A 21506-nucleotide genomic window follows, 5' to 3' on the forward strand; every position below is an offset into this window, starting at 1 on the left:
CATACGGGCGAATCCCGATCGGTCCGGTCTTGCATTAGGAACCCTGCGTGATGGGGATCAGGTGGAATATCGTGCCTTGGCCCGTTCAGTCGGGCACGGCCTGCTCACGCGACAGCACAACAGTGGACCGTATGCTGCATCGCGGCGACCTTGTCAACCCCGCGTGTATGGCCGAGAAGCATGGCGTCAGGCCGGTTTCTCCGCCAGGAACGCCAGATTGTTCGCAGGCATCGCAACCGGGTCGACCGGAATAAGACCCGCTGCACTCAACTCATCAAGAATATCGCGGTCATTCTTGTATCCGATCCGAGGGTCCGACCCCGACAGAGCCGCGTGAAATCGCTGGTCCCCGTCACTGGTCAGAACGCCATCGCGCATAAACGGGCCATAAATCAGCAAGCGACCGGAGCGGGACAGGGCCTGCGCGGCCTCGCCGATCAGGCAGGCGGCCTCGTCCATGCTGACAAGGTGCAACAGGTTGATCACGACAATCAGATCCTGACCCGCATGGTGCTTGGCCCAGCCGGGACTCGAAGCGTCCAGATGCACGGCAATCGCGACATTGGTGAGTGGGTCGCAATAAGCGTCGATGCTGGTGAGGCGTCCCGCGTCGACTTCGCTGGGTTGCCAATCCAGACCCGGAAGACGGGTGGCAAAAGCGGCGACGTGCTGACCGGTGCCACTGGCCAGTTCCAGCGCGCGACCCCTCTCGGGTGCAACCCGCAGCAGCAGGTCACAAATCGCGTCGGCATTGCGCGTTGCGGCGGGTGCAACCAGCCGCCCGCCGTCGCCTGCCTCGACAACACTAGCCCTTGGTGGCTGCGGGCGACGTATCACCGGCGCAACCTGCCAGGGCTGAGCGCGGCCACAATTTCCGGCTCCAGTTCAGGTGGCCCACCGGTGGCCAGATCGGCCAGCAGGCGTGAGGCCGCAGGCGCAGTCTGAAACCCGTACCCCCCCTGCCCCGCGCACCAGATGAACCCGGGCACATCCGGGTCGGGGCCAAGCACCAGCACCCGGTCGGAAACGAAACTGCGCAGCCCGGCCCAGTTACTTTCGACCCGCGTGACCTCTTCGGTGACCATCTCTTGATACCGCGCGATGCCTTCGGCCAGCACCATGTCATCGGCATAGGCGTCATGCGGATCGACCGGATCGGTCTCTGCGGGCGAGATCAGCAGCTTGCCCGCATCCGGCTTGGCATACCATGCCTCGCCCGCGCCCATCAGCATCGGCCAGCCTCGCACGTCGCGCCCGCCCGGTGCCGGGATGCGCGCCATCGACCGGCGATATGGCACAAGCCCGATCGGGGCCACATCGGCCAAAACGGCGATCCGGTCTGCCCAGGCTCCTGCCGCGTTGACCAGCATGCGCGCTTCATGAACCTCTCCGGCCTTGACCCGCCATGGACCCCGGCCTTCGATCCCGGTCACCTGCGCGCCGGTGACGACCTGCCCCCCGTTAGCGCGGATACGCTTGGCGAAATCCTGCAGCAGGCGATCCGTGTCGATATCCTCAGCCGTGTCGTGATGGGCCGCGAACCCCAGAACCTGGGGGTTCAGGATCGGCACACGCTCCAAAGCCTGTTCGACCGGGATCGGGTGCAGGGCAAGTTCCTTGATATCGGCATTGAACTGAGCATTCTGATCCTCCCGCGCCAACAGCATCAGACCGCGCGGAGTGAGATAGCCGCCGTTTTCGGATCGGTGAAAGGCCTCGCTGGCGCGGCTGAGCGCCACGATAGGGGCCGCGCCATAATTCGGCTCGAACATCGCAGCCGATCGGCCCGATGTATGGTAGCCCAACGCGCTTTCCGCCTCGAGCAGCAGTACGCTGCCCTGTTCCGACAGGCACGCGCCCGCGCCCAGCCCCGCGACGCCGCCGCCGATGATCACAAAATCGAACACCTCGAAACGCTCCTTGCTACGCCTCACCGATCCGTGGCAACGGCGTGGGCAAAGCCTGCCACCGGGCCGGGAAAATGAAAAGACCGCAACCTGCAGCAAGCCGGAATTAACATCTGGGATCAAAGAGCAGCCCGCGAGGCATGTGCTTGCGGTCCCTTTTCTTATGTGGACGACTGTCAAGCGTGACGAGTGATGCTGCGGGGCTCATTTAGCCAGGCAATGGCAGCTTCGAGCCCATACTGCAATATGGTGCGGTGCACCAACTTAGAGACCGGGTTGCAGGAGCGGACATTCATAGGGCAGCGTCTACGCGTAGGTCTGCACGAAGGCGGGCATAAAACGAGAATGTATCGTGCGCGAAGAATGACTTAGCAGCGGCGATCCCTAATGCGTTTGACCTTTCTGCATGGTCAGTTTCCGGATCTACCCGTTGAGAACGAATTACCGGATGTTGCTGTTGGCAGGTTCGTTTTCGCGGGCAAATTCCGGGACCCCTGCGGCTTTCGCCGCTTCATACAGCCTCGTCCGGTTTTCCTCGGATTTCCAGGTTTCAAGATACCGCCATTCAGCTAGATTGAAATCGGGATCAGTTTCCAAAAATTGCTCCACGAGCACAGCAGCTTCTTCTGGCCTGTCAAGCAGCGAATAGGTCGCCGCCAAAAAAATTTTAGCCTGCCCCCCCGGCTTAATGGATGTTTTCGTCCAAAGGCGCACGACCTCTTCGTAGTTTCGGTTCATGAATTGCGCCAGAGCTAGAAACGAGACATCCCGGTATGTCTCCACAGGACTAAGACGTTTGGCGATCAACAGATAGTCCACGGCACTTGCAGCGTCCCCCGCAAACTGGAGATAGAAACCCATGAATAGGTTAGCCTCGTAGCCGTTAGGTTCGAGGATAAGTGCCTGATGCACAGCGTCTACGGCTGCATCAGCGTCGCCGTTGGCGACAAATACGCCTCCCAGAGCAATGTGCCCCCACGCAAAATCCCTGTCGAGTTCGATTGCCTTTCTGGCAAATTCTAGTGCCCGTGACAGGTGGGTTGATGGCGTGTCTGTGTATTGGAAACGCACCTGTACCGAGAGGTTGAAGGCGAGCCCGGCGTAACCACCTGCAAAATCTGGGTCCAGCTCGATCACTTGCTCAAAGAGTTTCTCGCCGCGCAGGATATTATCCCTGCTTGGCACATCGACTGTGCGGCGCGCCTGCAAGAAAACATCGTAGGCGTCGATGTTCGTTGTGTGCTTCTGGTACAGCCTCTCGTTCTCGTTGGCTTTCAGCGTCACGGACAGGGCTCTTGCCACCTGCCGCGCGACCTCGGACTGAACCGCAAATACGTCTGTGACGTCGCGATCATAGCGCTCGGCCCAAAGGTGCCCTTCGGTGGCCGCGTCTATGAGCTGTGTTGTGATCCGTATATTCTCGTCGGTCCGCCTAACGCTGCCCTGCAGCACATAGCGCACACCCAGGTCCTCGGCGACCTGACTGACCTTAGCCGCTTGCCCTTTGTAGGTGAATGTCGAGTTCCGCGCGATCACCAAAAGCCCAGAAATTTTCGACAGATCGGTAATGATGTCCTCGGTTACTCCGTCCGAGAAATACTCCTGCTCCGCGTCAGCAGACAGATTGTCAAAGGGAAGGACAGCGATTGATGGTTTGCCGGACAACGCCAGAATTGCGTCGCTTGGATCGGTCGACCCGGCTTGATGCCACCACAATAGACCACCGCCAAAAAGTAGGCCGATAATCACAATGGCGGCTGACACGCGCCAAAGCAACTTCCGACTCGGACGACTGTTTGCTGCCGGTGGGCTGCCGTCTAAGAGCACCTTGAACACCCAAACAGGCCGAGAGATGTTTTTGACCTCGACCTCGCCCAGGTCCTGCAGAGGATAGTCAAACTTGTCGCGCACCTGATCGCGAGCCGCTCGCGAAATGCAGACTCCGCCGGGATCGGCCAAACCCTCCAGTCGTGCCGCGACGTTCACACCGTCGCCGAAGACGTCGTCATCTTGCGCGATCACGTCGCCGAGATTAATGCCAATTCGAAACAGAATCTGCTTGTCCTCCGGCATTTCGGCGTTTCGGGGTCGCATGCCCTCCTGAACCGCCACTGCGCACCGCACTGCATCCACGACACTCGCGAACTCGACTAACAAACCATCACCAGTGGTCTTCACTAGACGGCCCTGGTGCGCTGCTATGCAAGGTTCGATGAGGTCTACATGATGAGATGTCAGTGCAGCGAGAGTGCCTTCTTCATCTTTGCCCATGAGTCTTGAATAGCCCACCACGTCAGCAGCAAGAATGGCGGCAAGGTGGCGTTTGGGTTTTGTGTCGGTCATTCGTGAGGTTCACTTCCCCGGAGCATCCAGGCGGAAGTGTGGAGCAAACGCCGTAAAATGTACATCGGGCCGCAAAATCCCTGTCGAGCGTCATCCGAATGCCGTGGCGAGCGACGAAACCTCTGAAAGTGGTGAAGCCTTCCTGTAGCCCGAATGGCAGGTTTCGGGATCAGCCGAAAGGATCGAACCTTTGGCTCAACTGCAGCGTTGTCCGCACACCAGACCTTGCCCATTGGCCACCAAAAACCAGCTTGCACGCAGCTCGCGCGGCAAGATAGGGGCCATACCAATGCGGTTTGCCGGCTTCGCGTAAGCCTTTTCTTTTTCGTGCCTGTCTGGATGCAGGATCTCCGAGTACCGATTTCGGTACGCGCCGGTTGATGAGGGTCCCGCCCTATTTTGCTGTCGCTTAGCCCTCTTGCTCGACGGTCGGAATGGCTATGGGCCGCAATAACCCTCGTGCGAAATAGTTGGCCAATCTCACCGCGTCGAGCCGGTCCGTCTTGGCCGCTGCTGCATAGCCACGCGGGATACGTGAGGCGGCAATCACTGACACTGCGAACCCTGCACGTTCCAAAGCACGGGCCAGTGCAAAGCCTATCGGACCGGACTCGTAGACCACATGCTCTAACTGGCATCCAAGACCTGCCAATTGCCCGGCCAGCGCCTCCTCACCCGAGGGACAGGCATAGGGCTCAACCAACCCGTCCTCTGGATCGATCAATGCGACCGAATAGGTCTTCTTTTGAACGTCCAACCCGTCAAAAATGGGCCGTTCCTCAACGGCGGCGACAAAATGCGAAATCCGTGTAGCTTTCTTGACCATGCTGGAAACTCCCTTGTTTGGAATATCCCCGCATCGCAGCAACTATCTGCAACGCCGTCCAGCATGGTACTTTTTTAGCGCGATCGGAAATGTGGCTTACGCTGCGGCGATCTGGCGGGCCTTTTCGACCATGACCTCGGCCTGACGGATCGAGGCATAGTCGATCAGGCGGCCATCCAGTGACACTGCGCCTTTACCGGCGGTTTCGGCATCGGCCATGGCGACCAGGATGCGCTGCGCCTTGTTGACCTCGGCGTCGCTCGGCGACATGACCTCGTTGGCTAGCGCGATCTGGCTGGGATGGATGGCCCATTTGCCCTCGCAGCCCAGCACGGCGGCCCGTTTGGCGGCGGCACGGTAGCCGTCGGGGTCCTGGAAATCCCCGAACGGGCCATCGATGGGCCGCAACCCGTTGGCGCGGGCTGCGACCACCATGCGAGCCAGCGCATAGTGCCACATGTCGCCCCAATGGGTGTCGCGCCCGCCATCAGCCGCCGCGTCGGTCAGCACCGAGTAATCCGGGTTCACGCCGCCGATGATGGTGGTGCGCGCGCGGGTCGAAGCGGCGTAATCGGCCACCCCAAAATGCAGGCTTTCATTGCGTTTCGATGCCTGTGCGATCTCGTGCACGTTCTGCATGCCAAGCGCGGTTTCGATGATGTGCTCGAAGCCGATCCGCTTGGTCAGGCCCTTGGCGTCCTCGATCTGAGTCACCAGCATATCGACCGCATAGACATCCGCCGCCGTGCCCACCTTGGGGATCATGATCAGGTCCAGCCGCGCTCCGGCCTGCTCGACCACATCGACGACGTCGCGATACATGTAGTGGGTGTCCAGCCCATTGATGCGCACCGACATGGTCTTGGTGCCCCAGTCGATCTCGTTCAGGGCCTGGATGATGTTGCGGCGGGCCTGTTCCTTTTCGTCGGGTGCGACCGCATCTTCGAGATCAAGAAAGATCACGTCGACATCCGACTGCGCGGCCTTTTCGAACATGCCGGGTTGGCTGCCCGGGACGGCCAATTCGCTGCGATTGAGACGCGCCGGCGCCGGTTCGATGGGATGAAAGCTCATGGTTTGGTGGTCCTTCGACTTACAGGTTTGGATAGAGCGGGAAACGGGCGCAGAGGTCGGCGACCTCGGTCTTGACCTTTGCCTCGACCGCGGCGTTGCCATCTTCGCCATTGGCCGCCAGCCCGTCGACCACCTCGATGATCCAGTCGGCGATCTGGCGGAATTCAGGCTCGCCGAAGCCGCGGGTGGTCCCGGCGGGAGAGCCCAGGCGGATGCCGCTGGTGATGGTCGGTTTTTCGGGATCGAACGGCACGCCGTTCTTGTTGCAGGTGATTTGCGCCCGGCCCAGAGCCTTTTCGGTGGCGTTGCCCTTGACCCCCTTGGGGCGCAGATCGACCAGCACCACATGGGTGTCGGTGCCGTGGGTCACGGTGTCCAGACCGCCCTTGATCAGTTGATCGCTGAGCGCCTGCGCATTGGTCACGACCTGCTTGATATAATCCTTGAACTCGGGGCGCAGCGCCTCGCCGAAGGCCACCGCCTTGCCGGCGATCACATGCATCAGCGGGCCGCCCTGAATGCCCGGAAAAATCGCCGAATTCACTTTCTTGGCGATCGCTTCGTCATTGGTCAGGATCATGCCTCCACGTGGGCCGCGCAGGGTCTTGTGGGTTGTGGTCGTCGCCACATGCGCATGCGGGAACGGTGAGGGGTGTTCACCGGCCGCAACCAGACCGGCGAAATGGGCCATGTCCACGTGCAGATAGGCGCCGACCATATCGGCGATCTGACGCATGCGGGCAAAGTCGATCTGGCGCGGGATGGCCGAACCACCGGCGATGATCAGCTTGGGGCTATGCTCTTTCGCCAGCGCTTCGACCTGGTCGTAATCCAGCATGTTGTCCTGCTGGCGCACGCCATATTGCACCGCGTTGAACCACTTGCCCGATTGGTTCGGGCGCGCGCCGTGGGTCAGGTGGCCGCCAGCATCCAGGCTCATGCCCAGAATGGTGTCGCCGGGCTGGATCAGCGCCTGGAACACACCCTGGTTGGCCTGAGACCCCGAGTTCGGCTGCACATTGGCAAACTCACAACCAAAGAGCTGCTTGGCGCGGTCGATGGCCAGGTTCTCGGCGATATCGACGAACTGGCAGCCGCCATAATAGCGCCGGCCCGGGTACCCCTCGGCGTATTTGTTGGTCATCACCGAGCCCTGCGCCTCCATCACCGCGGCGCTGACGATGTTTTCGCTTGCGATCAGCTCGATTTCATCGCGCTGGCGGCCCAGCTCTGATGTGATCGACCCGAAAACCTCAGGGTCGCGGTCGACAAGGGACTGGGTGAAAAAACCGGTGTCACGTGGGCTAGCGTTCATGGTCGCTCCGACTGGTTGGGGTGTGATTTGGCGGATTTCCTATCGGAAACTGCCCGGGCGAGAAAGACTGTAAAGCGACTAATCGACCCTTGGGGGCGTCAAGTCTGGTCTATTGCGGAAAGGTATGTTTGTTTCGGAACCATATGCGCAGCACCGGAAACCCAGTGACATGACCAAGAGAATCGCCTTTCTGGCCAGCGAGGCGCCCGTGGCGCAAACTGCGCGCGCCGCCCTGATTGGTCGCTACGGAGATGCCGTCCCGCAAGAGGCTGAGATCGTCGTGGCGCTGGGCGGCGATGGCTTCATGCTGCGCACGCTGCACAGCACGCAGCATTTGAACACGCCGGTCTATGGTATGAATCGCGGCACGATCGGCTTTCTGATGAACGAATATAGCGAAAGCGATCTGCTGGAACGGCTGGCCGAAGCTGAGGAAGAGATCATCAATCCGTTGTCGATGCGGGCGATGGATCAGCACGGCAGGACCCACGAGGCGCTGGCCATCAACGAGGTCTCGCTGCTCCGCGCCGGGCCGCAGGCGGCACGTCTGAAGATCACCATCGATGGCCGGGTGCGGCTGGCAGAGCTGGTTTGCGACGGCGCGCTGGTGGCGACGCCAGCGGGGTCGACCGCCTATAATTATTCGGCACACGGGCCGATCCTGCCGATCGGCGCGGATGTGCTTGCCCTGACCGCGATTGCTGCGTTCCGGCCGCGGCGCTGGCGCGGGGCGCTGCTGCCCAAGACCGCAATGGTCCGTTTTGACGTGCAGGACCCGGAAAAGCGCCCGGTCATGGCGGATGCGGACTCGATATCGATCACCGATATCGACTGGGTCGAGATCCGGTCCGACCCCTCGGTCTCGCACCGGATTCTGTTTGATCCCGGCCATGGGCTGGAAGAGCGGTTGATCTCGGAACAGTTCACCTGAAACGGTCCCGTCTCTTAAAATTTTCAACTTTTTGGAAGCTCTGTGAAGCAGGTCACAGCCGGGTCGGCAAGAATCAGCTAATTTTGATCTTGCCGACGACATGGTCCCGACAAATTGAGTGAGTGGCAATTCGGGGACGCGTTCGCTAACTAGTATGCATTGTTTTGCATGAGTGAGCGCAGGGAAAGCCGGGGGGTAGCACCTGTGTTCGTCAAAAGTCGGCAGTTAGAAGTGAAGTGGTCCCGGATGAAGTTTGAGTGGTTTCATCCGGGGCCCGTCACAAAGCCGTGAATACCATTGGCGAGTCCGGGGGGACGCCACGCGGCACGTATTAGAGCTGGGGGGCTTTGATATTAAAGTTGGGGGCTCAGACCGGGTCGGGTCATGCGTTGCCAGAGATGGGAACACATGTGCCCGACCCGCTTTTCTATGGACAGCGCCGCATCAACCGCCAGATCCTCGCGCCAGCGCGGGGCAACGATCTGGACGTTGATCGGCTGATCTCCGACGGGCAGATGCGCCAGACGCGCCGGCACGCTGGCCGCCGGAAGCCCCATAAAATTCATCGAATAGGACCAGACCGCGCTGCCCAGAACTTCATGCACGCCCTTGGCGCCTTCGGTGTCGCGGTCGGGTCGGAAGAAAGGCTGCGGCAGAAACGGGGTCAGGGCCAGCGGGTAACGTTGCTGGAACATCGTCCATTCGCGGGTGAAAAAGCTGCGCTTGGCCATCATCTCAAGCAGGTCCTGGCCTAGATAGGGTGGAAACTCCTGAAAGTAGGTGGCGAAGATGTCGCGAATCTGTTGTGAGCCGATGCGGTCCACATCATCCTTCATCATCGAATAGACCTCGCCCATCAGCGCGCGATAGCCCGCGCGGCCAGAGGTGAAGACATCCGGGGTCTCGACTTCTTCGACCTGGTATCCGGCGTCGATCAGCGCGTCGCGTGCGGTCAGCAGCGCGGCCTCGACCTCGGGGTGCAGGTCATAGCCATAGGTTTCGCGGGTGAAAGCCACACGGAGCGGCTCCTCAAGTGGGTCGAGCCGCCAAGGCATCGGCACATGGAACGGGTCGCGCGGATCGGCGGCGATGAGCGAAGGCATCGACAGATGCAGGTCCTGCACCGTGCGGGCGAACAGCCCCTGCACCGACATGGATTGCGCCAGCATGCCGCGTTCTGCGCTTTGGCTGGGGTTCCAGGCGGGCACCCGGCCGATCCCCGGTTTGACCGTTACCGCGCCGTTGGCTGCAGCAGGAAAGCGCAGCGAGCCACCAATATCATTGCCATGGGCCAGCGCGCCGATCCCTGCCATCACCGCGGCACCCGCACCACCCGAGGAACCGCCTGCCGAGACATGATCGCCCCAAGGGTTATGGGTGCGTCCGAAAAGCGGATTGTCGGTATCGGCGCGGAATGAAAACTCGGGCGTATTGGTGCGCCCGATGATCACCGCACCCGCCTGCTGGAGGTTGCGCACGACCGGCGCGTCATCCGGTGCGATCAGGTCCCTCAGCGCAGGTATCCCGTTCGAGGTCGCATAGCCTTTCTGATCCACATTTATCTTGATGGTCACCGGGACACCATGGAGCGGTCCGCAGGGGGTTCCCGCAGCACGCGCCTTGTCCAGCGCGCGCGCGCGTGCGCATGCCTCGTCCGCACAACTGTCCACCACGGCGTTCAGCGCCGGGTTCACAAACTCCATCCGGTCCAGCGCAGCGGCGACCGTGGCCTCGGCGCTCAGTTCGCCCAAACGGGTCTTTTCGACCGTTTCGCTTGCAGTCAGTTGCCAGATTTCATTGCTGTTCATGCCCGTTCTCCCGCGACGCAGCCTAGCCGGGCGGGACGCAAGTACAAGCGAAACCGGGTGGGTACAAGAACGGTGTGTTGGGCGGAATTCCGCCGAGTTTCCAGCAACCAGAATCGACATGTTGTGGGTGCAAGCGGTTATTTGCACACTCAATGAGCGAATTAATGCGCATATAAGTACACATTTTAATAATTAGCTTACTTTAAAGAGGATTTGACCATGGCCCATGGCTCAAGACATTTCGACATTCTTGCCCCCCGTTCAAAATTCTACCAAGGCCCGTTTGGCCGTATTTGCCCCGATCTTCCGGCATGGCCGGGCATGGATGACGCCGCGCTGAAGCAGGTAGCGAACGATCTGATGGTCGAGGTGCCGGGCAAAACGCCCGGAGAGCTGACCGATCCCGGGACCATCGACGATCTGGAGGATCAGTTCGGCTCGGACATTCCGGCGGGCTATACCTATTTCGGCCAGTTCGTCGATCACGACATTACCTTTGATCCCACGGCCCTGTCGATGCGCCGTACCGATCCCAACGGGCTGCTGAATTTCCGTACGCCGCGGCTGGACCTGGACAATGTCTATGGGCGCGGGCCGGCGGATCAACCCTATCTGTACGATCCCGCGGACAAGGCCAAGCTGGCCATCGGTGCGGTGTCCGACGATGCCTCACTGCCGGACCTGCCGCGCCTGAACGGCACCGCCGTGATCGGCGATATGCGCAATGACGAGAACTCGATGGTCAGCCAGTTGCAACTGGCTTTTCTGCTGGCCCATAACAGGTTGGTCGATCGCGCCCGGGCCGTCACGCCGGGGATCAGCACGTCAGACGCGTTCGAGGCCGCACGCACAACGCTGCGCTGGCTCTACCAGCATATCGTCTGGCACGACTTCCTGCGGCGTATTCTGCTGCCGGGCACTCATTGCTGCGCGCTGTCGCTTGAGGAAGCCTGCGGTGATCGCAAACACTGGGTGTGTGGACTGGACGATATCTATAGCTGGAAGCATCAGCCCTACATGCCGGTCGAGTTCTCGGTCGCGGCGTATCGTTTTGGCCATTCGATGGTGCGCAACGCCTATCAGACCAATTTCCCGGTGCGCGGGTTTGGCGTTTTTGCGCCGATCTTCGACAATTCCGGCGCGCCTGATCCGGACGATCTGAAAGGGTTCCGGCCGATGTTGGCGCGCAATTCGATCCAGTGGGACTGGTTCCTGCCGATGACAACCTCGCGGCCTCCGTTCCCGCAGATGGCGCGCAAGATCGACGCCAAAATGAGCAACGCGCTGTCCTTCCTGCACGAGGGGCCGGTGGGCGACAATCTGAACATCCTTGCTTTCCGAAACCTCAAACGCGGTATGCAGATGGGGCTGCCCTCGGGCAGTGACGTGGCGCGGAAACTCTGCGTCGAACCGATTGCGCTGTGCGAGAGCGAGCCGGATTCGCTGTGGTACTACATCCTGCGCGAGGGGCAGGATGTTGGCGGCAATTCACTGGGCGCAGTGGGCTCGATCATTGTCGCTGCGGTCTTTGCCGGGTTGCTCAAGGGCGATCCGTGTTCGTGGATCAACGTCGCGCCTTGCTGGTCGCCGGATGATGATCCGCTGCTGGAAGAGGACGACAAGATCGATGATCCGTCCTGGAGCCTGGCGTCGATCATCCGGCTTGCGGGGCTGAAGCCCGACGGGATCGGTTTTGCTTGAGAAAAAAGCGGGGCGCCTGATGGCGCCCCTGCTGCTTACCGTGCGTAGCCGATGCTTTGCAGCGCGGTTTCGATCTCGCCCAGAATGGCGGGATCGTCGATTGTTGCGGGCATCTTGTAGTCCTTGCCATCCGCGATCGACACCATGGTGCCGCGCAAGATTTTGCCTGAGCGGGTCTTGGGCAGTCGATCCACCACCACCGCTAGTTTGAAGGCCGCAACGGGCCCGATTGTGTCGCGCACCATCTTGACCACTTCACCAGTGACCTCGGCAGGGTCGCGCGCGGCTCCGGAGTTGAGGCAGAGGAAACCCACTGGCATCTGGCCCTTGAGTTGGTCCGAGACGCCGATCACCGCGCATTCGGCCACATCCGGGTGAGCGGCCAGAACCTCTTCCATCCCGCCGGTGGACAGGCGGTGGCCCGCCACGTTGATCACGTCATCGGTACGCGCCATGATATAGAGGTATCCGTCCTCATCCATCATTCCCGCATCGCCGGTTTCATAATAGCCGGGGAACTGGGTCAGGTAGGATTTGCGGAACCGGTCCTCGCCATTCCACAGCCCCGGTAGCGTACCCGGGGGCAGGGGCAGCTTGATGGCGATGGCACCCAGTTCGCCGGGTTTCACCGGATGACCGCCCTCGTCGAGGATATGCACGTCATAGCCGGGCATCGGCTTGGCCGGAGAGCCCAGCTTGATCGGAAGTTCCTCGATCCCCAGCGGGTTTCCGGCGATGGTCCAGCCGGTTTCGGTCTGCCACCAATGGTCGATCACCGGCACGTTCAGCGCCTTCTTTGCCCATTCGATCGTATCCGGATCGGCGCGTTCGCCGGCCAGATACAGTGCCTTGAGGCAGGACAGGTCATATTTTGCCATCAGGTCGCCATTGGGGTCCTCACGCTTGACGGCGCGGATGGCGGTGGGGGCGGTGAAGAAGCTCTTGACGTGGTGTTCCGAGATCACCCGCCAGAAGGTGCCCGCATCGGGGGTGCCGACCGGCTTGCCCTCGAACACGATGGTGGTGTTGCCGTGGATCAGCGGCGCGTAGCAGATGTAGGAATGGCCCACGACCCAACCCACATCCGAGGCCGCCCAGAACACCTCGCCGGGATCGACATTGTAGATATTCTTCATGGTCCAGTTCAGCGCCACCAGATGGCCCGCGGTGGGTCGCACCACGCCTTTGGGCGCGCCGGTGGTGCCAGAGGTATAGAGGATATAGGCCGGATCATTGCCGTTCACCGGCGCACATTCCGCGGGTTCGATGCCGTATTGGAACCCGTGCCAGTTGACATCGCGCCCCTCGATCAGCTGCGCGACCTCTTGTTCACGCTGGAAGATGACGCAGAAATCGGGCTTGTGCTTGGCCAGGTCGATGGCCCCATCGAGCAGTGGTTTGTAATGCACGGTGCGGCCCGGCTCCAACCCGCAGGAGGCCGCGATGATCGCCTTGGGTTGGCAATCGTCGATCCGAACCGCCAACTCGCTAGCGGCAAAGCCGCCGAACACCACCGAATGCACTGCGCCCAGCCGCGCGCAGGCCAGCATCGCCTCCAGCGCTTCGGGGATCATCGGCATGTAGATGATCACCCGGTCGCCCTTTTCGATTCCCTTGGCCCGCAGCGCCCCGGCCAGCGAGGCCACCCGGTTGCGCAGCTCGATATAAGAGATCTGCCGCTTGCTATGGGTGATTGGGCTGTCATGGATGATGGCGATCTGTTCGCCGCACCCCGCCTCGACATGACGGTCCACAGCGTTCCAGCAGGTGTTCACCTTGGCATCGGAAAACCACTCGTAAAGCGGCGCGTTGTCATCAAAGAGCGCCCGTGTCGGCGCCTCGACCCAGTCGATTCCCTTCGCCGCCTCCAGCCAGAATGTTTCGGGGTCGTTTTTCCAGCTGTCATACACGTCCTGATAGGCCAAGTCCCTGTCTCCTCCATTCGTCTGGCACCGGTGTTAGAAAGGGCGTGCTGGGCGGGGCAAGACCAATAAGTTCCATTGCGTCATATTATCGCAAGAATTTGCAATTCTGCTCTCGGGTGGCTTGCTAAACTCTGCAAACCCTGAGCGTTTTCACGAGTTATGTTTGCTTTGACCGTCACTTTGCAAACCCGTCTCTCACGCGTTGCAAAGCCGCCTTTCCTGATTCGCGCCGGTCAGCCCGGAAGGCTCGCGTATTTCGGCAAATGGTCTCCTATCTGCAGCCACGGGATATGCTCGCCGTGGAATACGTGGATCTGGGGGGCGATATCCTCGGGGTTATCCAGCGTCGCTACATAGAGATGCATTGTCTCTTGGTCCGTGTCATTGCGGTAGGCCATCGGCGTTCCGCAGGTGCCGCAGAACAGCCTCTCGACCCGCTCCGACGACCGGTAAATGCGCGGATCGCCGCCGGACCAGCGCACGCTGTCAGCCGGGACGCCGAAGAAGGCGGTGACCGGGGCGGCGCAGTTTCGTCGGCAATCGGCGCAGTGACAATAACAACTCCAGGCGACGGCCCCATCGCTTTCCCAGCGCACGTCGCCGCAATGGCAATGTCCTTTCATCTGAACACCTCCCACTGAACTCAGATGGCTTAACCGTAATGCGCAACCGGCGTTCCTGCAATTGCAGACATATTCAGCAGCCCGCGCGCGGTAATCGAGGGCGAGACGATATGGGCGCGGTTGCCCATGCCCATCAGGATCGGCCCGACCTCAAGTCCGCCGGCTCGCGCCTTGAGGATATTGCGCACACCGCTTGCCGCATCTGCATGGGCGAAGATGAGGATATTGGCCGCGCCGTCCAATCGGCTATGCGGGAAAATTCGTTGCCGCAGTGCAGGGTCCAGCGCCGTATCGACGTTCATTTCGCCTTCGTAGACAAAATCGCGGCGTTCGGAATCGAGGATGTTCAGCGCCTCGCGCAGGCGCTTGCCCGACCCTTCGGGCTGATTACCGAATTGCGATTGCGAGCACAGCGCGATCTGCGGCTCGATCCCGAACCGTTTGACATGGCGGGCAGCGCCGATGGCGATCTCGGCCAGTTGTTCGGGATTGGGCAGTTGGTAGACATGGGTGTCGGCGATGAACAGCGGGCCTTCCTCGAGGATCATCAGCGACAGCGCGCCATGGGCATAGAGACCGCCACGCCCAAGCACCTGGTTCACATAGTTCAGATGCCAGCGATATTCCCCGAACGTGCCGCAGATCAGCGAATCCGCCTCGCTGCGATGCACCATGATCGCGCCGATGGCGGTAGTGTTGGTGCGCATGACGGCCTTTGCGATGTCTGGCGAAACACCGCGCCGCATCATCAATTCGTGGTAGGAATTCCAATAGTCATAGTAGCGCGGGTCGTTTTCAGGGTTCACGATCTGGAAATCCCGACTGGGGCGGATGTCGAGGCCAAGCCGTTCGCAGCGCGCCTCGATCACGTCGGGGCGACCGATGAGGATCGGCGTTTCGGTGGTTTCCTCAAGAATGGCCTGGGCGGCGCGCAGCACGCGCTCATCCTCGCCCTCGGCGAACACGATCCGGCGCGAGGCGATCCGGGCAGCATCAAAGATCGGGCGCATCAGCAGGGCGGATCTGAATACCGACTGGTTCAGTTTCTGCTTATAGGCCTCGAGATCCTCAATGGGCCGTTTCGCGACACCGCTCTCCATTGCAGCCTTGGCCACGGACGAGGAGACGACGCCAACGAGCCGTGGATCGAAGGGTTTCGGGATCAGGTAGTCCGGCCCGAAGGTCAGCTGCTCGCCACGATAGGCCGCCGCCGCCTCGGCGCTGGTGGTGGCACGGGCCAGTTCGGCGATGCCGTCGATGCAAGCCAGCTGCATCTGATCGTTGATCTCGGTCGCGCCCACATCAAGCGCACCCCGGAAGATGAACGGAAAACACAGCACGTTGTTGACCTGATTGGGAAAATCACTGCGTCCAGTAGCGATGATGGCATCGGGGGCAACCTCGCGCGCGGCCTGTGGCAGGATTTCCGGCGTCGGGTTGGCCAAGGCAAAGATGATCGGGCGATCGGCCATCTTGGCAACCATCTCGGGCTTCAGCACGTTGGGGCCGGAAAGGCCCAGGAACAGGTCGGCGCCGTCGATCACCTCGTCCAGAGTGCGCAGATCGGTGTCCTGTGCATAGGCGGCCTTGTGCGGGTTCATATCCTCGGTCCGGCCCTCATAGACCAGCCCGTGAATGTCGCAGAGCCAGACATTTTCCCGCTTCACGCCCATTTTCAGCAGCATGTTCAGGCAGGCAATGCCCGCCGCGCCGCCACCCGTCGACACGATCTTGATGTCTTCGAATGACTTGCCCGCCACATGCAGCGCGTTTTTGGCGGCGGCCCCCACCACGATGGCGGTGCCGTGCTGGTCGTCGTGAAAGACGGGGATGCCCATCCGTTCGCGGCAAAGCTGTTCGACGATGAAACAATCGGGGGCTTTGATATCTTCGAGGTTGATCGCGCCGACGGTGGGTTCCAGCGCGCAGACGATATCGGCCAGTTTTTCGGGATCGGCCTCGTCCAGCTCGATGTCGAAACAGTCAATATTGGCGAATTTCTTGAACAGGACGGCCTTGCCTTCCATCACCGGTTTCGAGGCCAGCGCGCCGATATTGCCCAGCCCCAGCACCGCCGTGCCGTTCGACACCACCGCCACCAGATTGCCGCGTGCGGTATAGCGCGCGGCGTGCTCGGCATTGCCCTTGATCTCGATACAGGCTTCGGCAACGCCCGGAGAATAGGCCAGCGACAGGTCGCGGCCGTTGGCCATGGGTTTGGTCGGGCGGATCTCGAGTTTGCCGGGTTTTGGATATTCGTGATAGTCCAGCGCGGTTTCGCGCAGTTTCTGTGTGTCAGACATTCCAAAGCTCCCGGCTGAATTTAGTTTACCCTTAAACTATCTCTTGCGTGAGGGAAATGGGGGCGTTCGTCAACAGCTGTCGCGGGCGGCTTCTTGCAAAAGCGGCAGGGCGCGGCCAATCTGCGCGGCGGAGGACCGGACCACATGTCAGACACGATTGCCGAAATGCGCCTGCCGACGCAGGAATTGCGCGAAGATATTCCCTTTTTCACTAGGGTTCTGGGGATGCGGATGGATATGATTTATCCCGCTGACGACCCGCGTGTTGCGGTGTTTTCGGGCCATGGTTTGCGGTTGCGTGTGGAAAAAGACGCGCCCGAGCCGCCGGGTACGATCCGCATCCTTACCGATGATCCCGACGGGTTTGCAGATGGCGCGCGCGCCCTGACCGCGCCCAATGGCACACGGATCGAGATTGATGCGCGCAACCCACCGATGGTGATGCCCGAGACGGTACATTCCTTTGTGGTGTGTCGTCTCAAGGATCAGGCGCCGTGGATCATCGGGCGGGCCGGGATGCATTATCGCGATCTGGTGCCGGACCGTCTGGGCGGGTCGATCATCGCCAGCCATATCCGCATCCCCGATGGCGGCCCGGTGCCGGATATGGTGCATTTCCACAAGGTGGGATTTCAGCTGATCTTCTGCATCCATGGCTGGGTTGACGTGGTTTATGAGGATCAGGGACCGAAGATGCGGCTATATGCTGGAGATTGCTTTATCCAGCCGCCCGAGATCCGGCATCGGGTGTTGGAGGCGTCGGACAATGTGCAGGTGATCGAGATCGGGGTTCCGGCCGAGCATGTAACCGAGATCGACCATGAGATGGAATTGCCCACACCGCATCTGCGCCCCGAGCGCGAATGGCAGGGCCAGAGGTTCGTTTTCAACAAGGGTGCCGGGGCTGCGTGGATGCCCTTTCGCCTGCCGGGCTATGTCTGCCGTGACACCACGATTGCCGAGAACACCAGAGGCGTGGCGGGCGTGCAGGTGATAAAAAAGGGGCAGGGCGATCCGGTCTGGGCCAGCCATGACACCGACATTCACTTCACCTTCGTCATGGACGGTACGGTGACGCTGGAGGGCGAAGGGCGTGAGCCGTACCGGCTGGAACAGGGCGACGCATTTGTCATTCCGCCGGGGATGAAGACGCGGCTGAGCGATCCCAGCGCGGATGTGGAACTGCTTGAGGTGACGCTGCCGGGCGTGTTCAATACCGTGCTTCGATAGGGGATGTCTCGCGGATTGCTTTGCGGTATTTATTCCTGACCAGATGATCAAAAACCGGGGAATCGCCATGAGTTTGAAAGACAGTGCACTTGCGGTCCGCGAAAACGCCCATGCGCCTTATTCTAACTTCAAGGTGGGCGCGGCGATCCGGTCTGCCTCGGGCGTGATCTATGCTGGATGCAACGTTGAAAACATCGCCTATCCCGAAGGCACTTGCGCCGAAGCGGGCGCAATCGCGGCTATGGTTGCGGCAGGCGAGACCCAACTGACCGAGGTCTACGTGGTGGCGGGCAGCCCTGCGCCGGTGCCACCCTGTGGCGGGTGCCGGCAGAAACTCTCGGAATTTGGCGCAAGTGACGTGGTGGTGACCATGGCGACTACCGGCGGTATGGAGCAGGTGATGACCATCGGCGACCTGCTGCCCGGTGCTTTCGGCGCGGAGCATATGAAAGATGTTTGAGAGTATGGATGCACGGGCAATCATCGCCAAGCTTCGCCGCCGTGAAGTGCCGGACGCCGCAGCACTAGCCTGGTTTGCGCAAGGTTTGGCCGACGGCAGCGTCAGCGATGCACAGGCCGGGGCATTCGCCATGGCCGTCTGCATGGGTGGCTTGGGCCCAGAGGGCCGCGCGGCGTTGACCGTGGCTATGCGTGACAGCGGTGAAGTCTTGCGCTGGGACTTGCCCGGACCGGTGATCGACAAGCATTCGACCGGTGGCGTAGGCGATTGCGTCTCGCTGGTTCTGGCTCCGGCGCTGGCCGAATGCGGGGCCTATGTGCCGATGATTTCGGGGCGCGGGCTGGGCCATACCGGCGGTACGCTCGACAAGATGGAGGCGATCCCCGGCGTCACAACGCAGGTGGGGCAGGAGCGGTTGGCGCAGATCGTGCGCGACACCGGTGCCGCGATTGTCGGTGCAACCGCGCAGATCGCCCCAGCGGACAAGCGGCTTTATGCGGTCCGGGATGTGACGGCGACGGTGGAAAGCCTCGATCTGATCACCGCCTCGATCCTGTCGAAGAAACTGGCGGTCAGCCCCGATGCGCTGGTGCTGGACGTCAAGCTGGGCTCTGGCGCGTTCATGAAATCGCTTGAGGAAGCGCGATCGCTCGCTACGGCTCTGACTGAGACGGCCAATGCCGCCGGGTGCCGAACATCGGCGGTGATCTCGGACATGAACCAGCCGCTGGCACGCGCGCTGGGCAATGCGCTTGAGGTAGATGAGGTCATGCAGGCCCTGACCTGCGGGACCGAGACACCGCTGTCGCGCCTGTCGGTGGAACTGGGCGGTGTCCTGCTTGCCGATGCCGGGATTGCCGATGATGCGCAGGCGGGAGCCGAGCGTTTGTCGGGCATAATTGCGGATGGCCGCGCGGCCGAGCGCTTCGGGCGCATGCTCGCTGCTGTGGGTGGCCCGGTGCAATTTGTCGAAAACTGGTCACGGTTCTTGCCCGAGGCACATGTGATTCAGGAAATTTCAGCGCGCGAAGCGGGTTATGTCAGCGCCATCGATGGCGAGGCGCTGGGCCTTGCGGTGGTTGCTTTGGGTGGCGGGCGTCAGGTGGAAAGCGACGTGGTTGATCCGTCGGTCGGGCTGTCCTCGGTCGTGCGGCTGGGCGAAAAGGTCGAACGTGGCGCGCCGCTGGCGGTGATCCATGCCGCGCGCGAGGATGCGGCGCGGCACACGGAACAGGCGGTGCGCGCGGCGATCACGCTGTCGCCTGATCCGATTGAAGCGCCGCAGTTGATTCACGAGGTCATCCGCGCCTGATCCGCTTGCATGAGCACAAACAAGTGATAGGTAGCGCCGACTACGCAGAGACCGTGCGCGTTATGGCGCGAAGGGAAAGACAAGGAGTGTCCTGTGAGCGTTGCCGCATTGCCGAAGGTTGAATTGCACCTGCATCACGAAGGGGCCGCACCGCCCGCCTTCATTCGCCAGTTGGCGCATGAGAAAAAGATCGACCTGAGCCGTATCTTCCGCGCCGATGGCACCTATGAATTCCGCGATTTCGCGCATTTCCTGTCGGTCTATGATGCCGCTTGCGAAGTGTTGCAGACGCCCGAGGATTTCCGGCGTCTCACCATGGCCATTCTGGAAGAGAGCGCCGCAAATGGCGTTGTCTATACCGAGACTTTTGTGAGCCCGGATTTTTGCGGTGGTGGAGACCTGAACGCCTGGCGCGAATATGTGCACGCGATCCACGAGGCAGCCGACGAGGCCGAGCGTAAGCTGGGCATCACCATGCGCAGCGTGGTGACCTGTATCCGCCATCGCGGGCCGGAACTGGCGCGCGACTCGGCGCATTGTGCTGCCGAAACCGCCGGAGACCGGATCGTCGGCTTTGGCATGGGCGGCAATGAGGGGATGGGCAAACAGGGCGATTTCTCCTGGAGCTTTGACTGTGCCCGCGAGGCTGGGCTGCGCCTGACAACCCATGCGGGCGAGTTCGGCGGCCCTGACAGCGTGCGCGACGCAGTGCGTGATCTGGGGGTGGAACGGCTGGGCCATGGCGTGCGCGCCATCGAGGATGCCGATCTGGTCCACGAACTGTCCGATCGCGGCATCGTGCTGGAGGTCTGTCCGGGCTCGAACGTGGTTCTGGGTCTTTACCCTGAGATCGCGGCGCATCCCATCCAGCGTCTGCGCGAGGCAGGGGTGAAAGTCACGGTTTCAACCGACGACCCGCCGTTTTTCCATACCACCATGGTGCGCGAATATGAGATGCTGAATGCGGCATTCGGCTGGGAAGAGGCCGATTTCGCCGAGGTGAACAAGACCGCACTGGGCGCTGCATTCTGCGATGAGGACACGCGTGCGCGTGTCGCAAAAAGACTGGAGACATCATGAACCAACATCTGACCGTCGTCGATCACCCGCTGGTGCAGCACAAGCTGACGCTGATGCGGGACAAGGGCACCTCGACCGCCTTGTTCCGGCAGCTTCTGCGCGAGATCACCGAGTTGCTGGCCTATGAGGTCACCCGTGAGTTGCCGATGACCACGCGGCAGATCGAGACCCCGATGGAAGAGATGGACGCGCCGATCCTGGCGGGTAAGAAGCTGGCGCTGGTGTCGATCCTGCGGGCGGGCAACGGGATGCTGGACGGGGTGCTGGAACTGATCCCCTCGGCGCGGGTGGGCTTTGTCGGGCTCTACCGCGACGAGGAAACGCTGCAACCGGTGCAGTATTACTTCAAAGTGCCCGAGGGGCTGAAGGACCGGATGGTGATCGCGGTCGATCCGATGCTGGCCACCGGCAACAGTTCGGCTGCGGCGGTTGATCTGCTGAAAAAGGCAGGGGCCACCGATATCCGGTTCCTTTGCCTGCTGGCCGCCCCCGAAGGCGTTGCCCGGATGAATGAGGCGCACCCGGATGTACCCATCGTCACCGCCTCGCTGGACCGCGAGTTGAACTCCAAGGGCTATATCATGCCGGGTCTGGGCGATGCAGGCGACCGGATGTTCGGCACCAAGTAACGGGCATTCTAACGGTTGCATCCTTTACTCATCGCGTCC

The 21506-nt window shown here is 61.3% G+C and carries 17 protein-coding genes; 7 read left to right on the plus strand and 10 right to left on the minus strand.

Features of this window, described 5'->3' with window-relative positions; translation table 11 throughout:
* Positions 1-186: 186 nt before the first annotated feature.
* The 6 genes from AB1E33_RS14800 to glyA all read right to left on the minus strand — a co-directional run bounded on the left by AB1E33_RS14800 (position 187) and on the right by glyA (position 7465).
* On the minus strand, positions 187-837 hold the full coding sequence (locus AB1E33_RS14800; RefSeq protein ID WP_372578037.1) for a DUF938 domain-containing protein: 651 nt from the start codon (positions 835-837) through the stop codon (positions 187-189).
* The gene (locus AB1E33_RS14805) at positions 834-1907 is read right to left on the minus strand and encodes an NAD(P)/FAD-dependent oxidoreductase (RefSeq protein WP_372578038.1); all 1074 of its coding nucleotides are present in this window, start codon (positions 1905-1907) and stop codon (positions 834-836) included. The genes AB1E33_RS14800 and AB1E33_RS14805 overlap by 4 nt, the downstream gene beginning before the upstream one ends.
* 441 nt (positions 1908-2348) lie before the next feature.
* Positions 2349-4250: an adenylate/guanylate cyclase domain-containing protein gene (locus tag AB1E33_RS14810; protein ID WP_372578039.1), complete on the minus strand. Its 1902-nt coding sequence runs from the start codon at positions 4248-4250 to the stop codon at positions 2349-2351.
* Positions 4251-4659: 409 nt separating this feature from the next.
* Positions 4660-5076: an IS110 family transposase gene (locus AB1E33_RS14815; RefSeq protein WP_372578040.1), complete on the minus strand. Its 417-nt coding sequence runs from the start codon at positions 5074-5076 to the stop codon at positions 4660-4662.
* A gap of 96 nt (positions 5077-5172) precedes the next feature.
* A complete protein-coding gene (locus AB1E33_RS14820; RefSeq protein WP_372578041.1) occupies positions 5173-6150 on the minus strand; it encodes an HpcH/HpaI aldolase/citrate lyase family protein in 978 nt (325 codons plus the stop codon).
* Between the two features lie 19 nt (positions 6151-6169).
* On the minus strand, positions 6170-7465 hold the full coding sequence (gene glyA, locus AB1E33_RS14825; RefSeq protein WP_372578042.1) for a serine hydroxymethyltransferase: 1296 nt from the start codon (positions 7463-7465) through the stop codon (positions 6170-6172).
* Between the two features lie 169 nt (positions 7466-7634).
* On the opposite strand from glyA, the gene AB1E33_RS14830 reads away from it, so the two are divergent.
* Entirely contained in the window at positions 7635-8396 is a 762-nt protein-coding gene (locus AB1E33_RS14830; RefSeq protein WP_372578043.1) for an NAD kinase, read from the plus strand.
* A gap of 353 nt (positions 8397-8749) precedes the next feature.
* Here AB1E33_RS14830 and AB1E33_RS14835 read toward each other — a convergent pair whose 3' ends face one another.
* The gene (locus AB1E33_RS14835; protein WP_372578044.1) at positions 8750-10204 is read right to left on the minus strand and encodes an amidase family protein; all 1455 of its coding nucleotides are present in this window, start codon (positions 10202-10204) and stop codon (positions 8750-8752) included.
* A gap of 219 nt (positions 10205-10423) precedes the next feature.
* Between AB1E33_RS14835 and AB1E33_RS14840 the strand changes: the two genes are divergently transcribed.
* On the plus strand, positions 10424-11905 hold the full coding sequence (locus AB1E33_RS14840; RefSeq protein ID WP_372578045.1) for a peroxidase family protein: 1482 nt from the start codon (positions 10424-10426) through the stop codon (positions 11903-11905).
* 35 nt (positions 11906-11940) lie between these two features.
* Here the strand turns inward: AB1E33_RS14840 and prpE are convergent, their stop codons facing one another.
* The 3 genes from prpE to AB1E33_RS14855 all read right to left on the minus strand — a co-directional run bounded on the left by prpE (position 11941) and on the right by AB1E33_RS14855 (position 16756).
* Positions 11941-13830, minus strand: a complete 1890-nt coding sequence (prpE, locus tag AB1E33_RS14845) for a propionate-CoA ligase PrpE (RefSeq protein WP_372578046.1) — start codon at positions 13828-13830, stop codon at positions 11941-11943.
* A 233-nt stretch (positions 13831-14063) separates the two neighbouring features.
* Positions 14064-14453 (minus strand): GFA family protein, encoded by a 390-nt coding sequence (locus AB1E33_RS14850; protein WP_372578047.1) that lies wholly within the window; start codon positions 14451-14453, stop codon positions 14064-14066.
* A gap of 29 nt (positions 14454-14482) precedes the next feature.
* Positions 14483-16756 (minus strand): NADP-dependent malic enzyme, encoded by a 2274-nt coding sequence (locus AB1E33_RS14855; RefSeq protein ID WP_372578048.1) that lies wholly within the window; start codon positions 16754-16756, stop codon positions 14483-14485.
* Positions 16757-16900: 144 nt separating this feature from the next.
* Here AB1E33_RS14855 and AB1E33_RS14860 point away from each other — a divergent pair, with 144 nt between their 5' ends.
* The 5 genes from AB1E33_RS14860 to upp all read left to right on the plus strand — a co-directional run bounded on the left by AB1E33_RS14860 (position 16901) and on the right by upp (position 21467).
* Positions 16901-17986: a cupin domain-containing protein gene (locus AB1E33_RS14860; RefSeq protein WP_372578049.1), complete on the plus strand. Its 1086-nt coding sequence runs from the start codon at positions 16901-16903 to the stop codon at positions 17984-17986.
* Positions 17987-18053: 67 nt separating this feature from the next.
* Positions 18054-18446: a cytidine deaminase gene (locus AB1E33_RS14865; RefSeq protein WP_372578050.1), complete on the plus strand. Its 393-nt coding sequence runs from the start codon at positions 18054-18056 to the stop codon at positions 18444-18446.
* A 4-nt stretch (positions 18447-18450) separates the two neighbouring features.
* A complete protein-coding gene (locus AB1E33_RS14870; protein WP_372578177.1) occupies positions 18451-19758 on the plus strand; it encodes a thymidine phosphorylase in 1308 nt (435 codons plus the stop codon).
* A 93-nt stretch (positions 19759-19851) separates the two neighbouring features.
* A complete protein-coding gene (locus AB1E33_RS14875) occupies positions 19852-20838 on the plus strand; it encodes an adenosine deaminase (RefSeq protein ID WP_372578051.1) in 987 nt (328 codons plus the stop codon).
* Entirely contained in the window at positions 20835-21467 is a 633-nt protein-coding gene (gene upp, locus AB1E33_RS14880; protein WP_372578052.1) for a uracil phosphoribosyltransferase, read from the plus strand. The genes AB1E33_RS14875 and upp overlap by 4 nt, the downstream gene beginning before the upstream one ends.
* Positions 21468-21506: the final 39 nt, after the last annotated feature.

Origin of the sequence: Ruegeria hyattellae, from assembly GCF_041537925.1 — a bacterium.
Taxonomy (GTDB): Bacteria; Pseudomonadota; Alphaproteobacteria; order Rhodobacterales; family Rhodobacteraceae; genus Ruegeria_C.